The sequence below is a fragment of the Spirulina sp. 06S082 genome (genome assembly GCF_034932145.1).
Lineage (GTDB): Bacteria > Cyanobacteriota > Cyanobacteriia > Cyanobacteriales > Spirulinaceae > CCY15215.
Genome location: NZ_JAYGHV010000451.1, coordinates 1 through 5,143, shown reverse-complemented (window position 1 = coordinate 5,143; position 5,143 = coordinate 1). Strand labels below are relative to the sequence as shown.

The 5,143-nt window shown below is 45.3% G+C and carries 5 protein-coding genes; all 5 read left to right on the top strand.

The window, feature by feature from the left end; genetic code table 11:
* The coding region (gene cas10d / locus VB714_RS26705) for a type I-D CRISPR-associated protein Cas10d/Csc3 (RefSeq protein WP_323228332.1) at positions 1-1,705 on the top strand (1,705 nt) is incomplete at its 5' end.
* Between the two features lie 30 nt (positions 1,706-1,735).
* Positions 1,736-2,731, top strand: a complete 996-nt coding sequence (gene cas7d, locus VB714_RS26700) for a type I-D CRISPR-associated protein Cas7/Csc2 (RefSeq protein WP_323228330.1) — start codon at positions 1,736-1,738, stop codon at positions 2,729-2,731.
* 81 nt (positions 2,732-2,812) lie between these two features.
* The gene (cas5d, locus tag VB714_RS26695; RefSeq protein WP_323228329.1) at positions 2,813-3,538 is read left to right on the top strand and encodes a type I-D CRISPR-associated protein Cas5/Csc1; all 726 of its coding nucleotides are present in this window, start codon (positions 2,813-2,815) and stop codon (positions 3,536-3,538) included.
* Entirely contained in the window at positions 3,528-4,334 is an 807-nt protein-coding gene (cas6, locus tag VB714_RS26690; protein WP_323228327.1) for a CRISPR-associated endoribonuclease Cas6, read from the top strand. The genes cas5d and cas6 overlap by 11 nt, the downstream gene beginning before the upstream one ends.
* 14 nt (positions 4,335-4,348) lie before the next feature.
* The gene (gene cas4, locus VB714_RS26685) at positions 4,349-4,939 is read left to right on the top strand and encodes a CRISPR-associated protein Cas4 (protein WP_323228326.1); all 591 of its coding nucleotides are present in this window, start codon (positions 4,349-4,351) and stop codon (positions 4,937-4,939) included.
* Positions 4,940-5,143: the final 204 nt, after the last annotated feature.

Below are 5,143 nucleotides of genomic sequence, written 5' to 3'. Positions count from 1 at the left end.
AGCATTAAATCTGAGCGATCGCATTGCTCCAGAAGAAACGCAAATACAAGCAGGAGGGGTCAATTATGGCTGGTATCGAGTTGCGGCTCATTATGTTAGCGATCGCCCGACTCTCGACCTCGAACAAATATCAGAGATAATGAAGAAACTGACCGAGGATTTAGCAACTTGGGCAGAGGATAAAGAAATCTTACCTGCTCATGAAAGTCCAACCCAAGCGGTTTTCGATCGCTATCTTGAAAGTTATCTCGAAATTCAAGGCTGGGAAAGCAAACAACCAGACTTTCAAACAGAATATGCGACCTATAGCGAAGCGAAAACCAAAGCAGCCAAACAGCCGATTTGTTCTCTCAGTTCTGGAGAATTTACTTCTGAAAACCAAATGGACTCAGTGGTGCTATTTAAGCCCCAACAATACAGTAATAAGAATTCCTTGGGAGGACGGCAACTGAAGCGAGGAATTTCTAAAATTTGGGCGTTAGAAATGCTTTTACGTCAAGCACGATGGTCAGTTCAAGCGGGAAAATTTGAAGAACAGCAACCCGTCTTTCTCTATATTTTTCCTGCTTATTTATACTCACCTCAAATGGCTGCGGCAATGCGTCTGTTCGCAGAAGAAATAATGCGAGTCAATCTTTGGGATATTCGCAAGCATTGGTTACAAGAAAAAATGGATTTAGAGAGCTTGCGATCGCTTCCTTGGCGCAAAACTGAAAAGGTTAAAGATGGACGGTTTGCTCAAGACAGATATGAGAGTGCAGATTTGCCTTTTATGGCAACAATTTACACGACAACACGAGGAAAAACAGTCACAGAAGCATGGATCGAACCTGCTTTCTTAGCACTTGCTTTACCCTTGTTACTTGGAGTTAAAGTTGTTGCTACCAGCAGCACAATTCCACTTTACAATAGCGATCGCGATTTTCTCGAATCAACACTTCTCGATGGTGCAGCCGGATTTTGGACATTACTGCAATTATCACCATCATTACGATTGCAAGAAATTCCAATTGCGTTAGAGCGTTTATTAGCTATTTATTGCTTGCATTTGGAGACTCGCAGCAATGCTCCAGATGCTCGCTGGCCAGCTTTTAATTCAACAGTACGGGAGGTGATGACTGATGTTTTAAATGTATTTGTTTTAGCCAATGAAGGATTGCGTGGAAAGAAACGCGATCCCAGCGATGAAGAAGTTCTTCGCTATTGGAAATTTGCCGAACTATTCACTGAAGGAAAACCGCAAATGTCAGACAAATTAGAATTAACTCAACGCTTGGTGGAAGAGTATCGAACTTTTTACCGAGTTCGCCCTCATAAATCATCAAGTCATGCAATTTTGCTGCCACTTTCTAAAGCCTTGGAAGAAATTCTTTCTGTTCCTGATGACTGGAATCAAGAAGAGATGATTCTGCAAGGATCGGGATTATTAAAAGATGCACTCGATCGCCAAGAGGCATATAATCGTCCTTTCTTATTAGATAAATCTCTTCCTTACGAAACTCGTTTGGCGAAGGAATTGGAGGCAATTCGTGCTTTTATGACTACCTGTGTTGAGGATTTATTTGGGGGAATGTGCAAAGGCGATCGCGCTCTTTTACAAGAAAATCGCAATCGCATCGAATCCGGTGCAGAATTTGCTTATCGCTGGCTGGCTTTACAGGAGAAATCCGAGTCAACTGTAGGGCCAGAAGATTCTCAAGTCTAGTAAATTTTTCATTCAATAGGAGCAATTACCATGAGTATTCTCGAAACTTTAAAGCCTCATTTTCAGCCCAGTTTTCCTCGTTTGGCTTCTGGGAAATACGTTCACTTTCTGCTGTTGCGTCACAGCCAATCTTTCCCCGTTTTTCAAACTGATTCTGTTCTCAATACGGCACGGACTCAAGCGGGTTTGGAAATGCGCGATCCGATTAGTCGTCTCGTGATGTTTAAGCGCAAACAAACGACACCGGAACGATTAACAGGACGAGAATTATTGCGCTCTCTCAATCTCACCAGTGCGGATAAAGATTCAAAAACCAATTATTGCGAATATAATGGTGAAGGAAGCTGCAAAAAATGTCCGGATTGCATTATTTATGGATTTGCGATCGGTGATAGCGGTTCTGAACGTTCTAAGGTGTATTCTGATTCTGCTTTTTCTCTCAGTGCTTACGAAAAATCTCATCGCAGTTTTACTTTTAATGCTCCTTTTGAAGGGGGAACAATGAGCGAAGGAGGAGAAATGCGGAGTGCGATTAATGAGCAAGATCACGTTTTACCCGAGATTACTTTTCCGACGGTGGAAACTTTGCGAGATCCCACTTATGAAGGGTTTATTTATGTTTTGGGAAATCTCTTACGAACCCGACGTTATGGCGCACAGGAATCTCGCACGGGAACGATGAAAAATCACCTTTTAGGAATTGCTTTCTGCGATGGAGAAATCTTTAGCAATCTTCATTTTACCCAAGCGCTGTACGATCGCTTAAAGGGCGATCTCAATGCACCGATCGCGGATTTATGCAGTCAGGGAAGTATTGTTGCGAATGAGTTAATTCAGCAAGAACCCGTGCTTAAAAAACAAACCATCTTTAATGCCGATCTCCAAGCGCTTTTAGGGGAAATTAATGAGATTTATCAAGATGAAACGCGCTTGCAAGATGTATTTTCGACGCTGTACGAGCAAACGAAAACTTACTCGGAGACTTACGGTGCTTTGAAAAAGGCAAGTAAGAAGAAAAGCAAGTAATTTATGTCGTAAATTGTTTGGGCGTATGCAATACGCCCCTACATCAATCGCTAATTGTTTATCTTGAAGAATCAATCGCCAATGATTATTTATTGCTGTACTTTGACGTTACACGATAATGTCTTTTTTGCGACGCGGGAAATGGGATTGCTCTATGAAACCGAGAAATATCTCCATAATTGGGCGTTAAGCTATGCTTTGTTTAGCGTCACCCATATTCCCCTTCCCTATCGCTTGCAAGGAGTTTTCGCGCAAAAACCTGCTTATTTGGATCGCGATCGCGAACAAAATCTCTTAACGCTTAACAATGCTGGTATTTACGTTTTTCCTGCAAAACCTTTGCACTGGTCGTATCAAGTGAATACTTTTAAGGCTGCACAAACAACTTATTACGGGCGATCGAAACAGTTTGGGGGGAAGGGTGCAGAACTCAATTATCCTATTAATTACGGTCGTGCTAAGGAACTGGCAGTCGGTAGTGAGTATCGGACTTATATTATTGCTACCAAACCTATCGAACCATTCCCGCGTTGGATTCGTTTGGGAAAATGGGCGGCAAAAATTGAGATGGAGGTGAAACCTGTAGAAGAGATGGAGGCGCGATCGGGGCTTTATTTGTGCCAGCACCCTCTTAATCCTTTGGATTTACCCTCTTCTTCTCAGTTGCGATTGTACAATCGTATTGTGATGCCCCCTGTTAGTTTAGTGAGTGAAGCACAACTGGAGGGAGATTATTGGGAATTGGAAGGTGCAAATTTGCCTCGAGGGATGGCTTATGGTGCGGGGGAGGTGGCTCATGTTTCCTGATACTCCTGCAACGCGGCTGCAAACGGTGGTGGTGGAGTTTGGGGCGGCAAAATCCGGCAAGCCTCCAGCTACCCTCGGACGCGCCCTCTATGCTCAAGTTTTAGAATGGTTTAAGTTGGGAAACGATCGCGTTGCCGCAGCGATTCACGATGCCAAAATTTCTCCTTTAAGCGTGTCGGGTTTATTGGGACATCGCCATCCGGTCAAGAATAAGTCTGGCGATCGCTTTTACTGTCGGATTGGGTTGTTAGATGGCGGTCTGGTTTCTCAGTTACTGAATGGTCTTGAGATTGCCGAACGAGAATCTTTGACTCTGGGAAAATTTCCGTTTAAAGTTCGCATGGTTTACGCTTTACCCGATTCTCATCGATTGGTCAAAGCGGCGCAATATCGGCAACTTGCGGAGATATCGGCAACTCGCGAAATCTCTCTTGATTTTCACTCCCCCACCAGTTTTAAGCAAAAGCAATATGTTCAACCTTTTCCCCTTCCCACACTTGTATTTAGCAGTCTTTTGCGTCGGTGGAATGGGTTTGCGCCGGAAGATTTGCATTTTCCTCGACAGGAGTGGGAGGGTTTTGTGGCGGCTTATGACTTGAAGACCTATGCGCTGAAGATGGAGGGGGGTGCGGAAATTGGCTCCCAAGGTTGGGCGCGGTATCGGTTTCCGAATCCGGAACAGGCGCGTATTGCTTCGATTTTGGCGCAGTTTGCTTTCTTTGCGGGGGTGGGGCGCAAAACTTCGATGGGAATGGGACAGACAGTTATCAGTGAACAGCGAACAGTTATCAGTTAAGGGAGTTAGATCCGATGACAGATCATTATTTGCCTTTGTCTTATCTGAATGCTTGGGAGTATTGTCCTCGGCGGTTTTATTGGGAGTATGTTGTGGGGGAGATGGCGGATAACGAACATATTATCCTCGGTCGCCATTTGCATCGCAATATTGATGAACCGGGGGAGTCGCGGGAGGGGGATGTTCTCGTTCGCCGCCAGCAATGGGTGTGGTGCGATCGCCTGCAAGTCAAGGGGATTATTGATGCGGTGGAGGAAAAAGAGGGGATTTTAGTGCCGCTCGAATATAAAAAAGGACGAGCAAATAAGCACTTAAATGACCATTTTCAACTTTGCGGGGCGGCGTTGTGTTTGGAGGAACGCACGGGGAAAAGTATTGCTTTTGGCGAGATTTTTTATCATGGCAACCGTCGGCGCGATCGCGTTGAATTTACCTCGGATTTGCGTCGGGCAACGGAGGTGGCGATCGCTTCTGCTCGAGAGACGGCGGTGGGTTCGATGCCTGCTCCTATCGACAATTCCCGCAAGTGCCGCGATTGTAGTTTAAAGGGGATTTGTTTGCCGAAGGAACTTAAATATCTGCACGCTCATCCGGAGCGGGTTTGATTTTAGATCCCCCCCTGCCCCCCCTTAATAAGGGGGGGGGGAAAGATGCTCTTCTGTCTTCTTTAATAAGGGAGAGGGAGAGAGATCCCCCCCTGCCCCCCTTAATAAGGGAGGGGAAGAGAGATCCCCCCAGCCCCCCTTAATAAAGAAGAGGAAGAGAGATCCCCCCCCTGCCCCCCTTAATAAGGGGGGAGATAGAGAGGG

Excerpts from the sequence above, each read along its gene's own strand:
- cas7d (WP_323228330.1), top strand. The coding sequence starts at position 1,736 with ATGAGTATTCTCGAAACTTTAAAGCCTCATTTTCAGCCCAGTTTTCCT.
- cas4 (WP_323228326.1), top strand. The coding sequence starts at position 4,349 with ATGACAGATCATTATTTGCCTTTGTCTTATCTGAATGCTTGGGAGTAT.
- cas6 (WP_323228327.1), top strand. The coding sequence starts at position 3,528 with ATGTTTCCTGATACTCCTGCAACGCGGCTGCAAACGGTGGTGGTGGAG.
- cas5d (WP_323228329.1), top strand. The coding sequence starts at position 2,813 with ATGATTATTTATTGCTGTACTTTGACGTTACACGATAATGTCTTTTTT.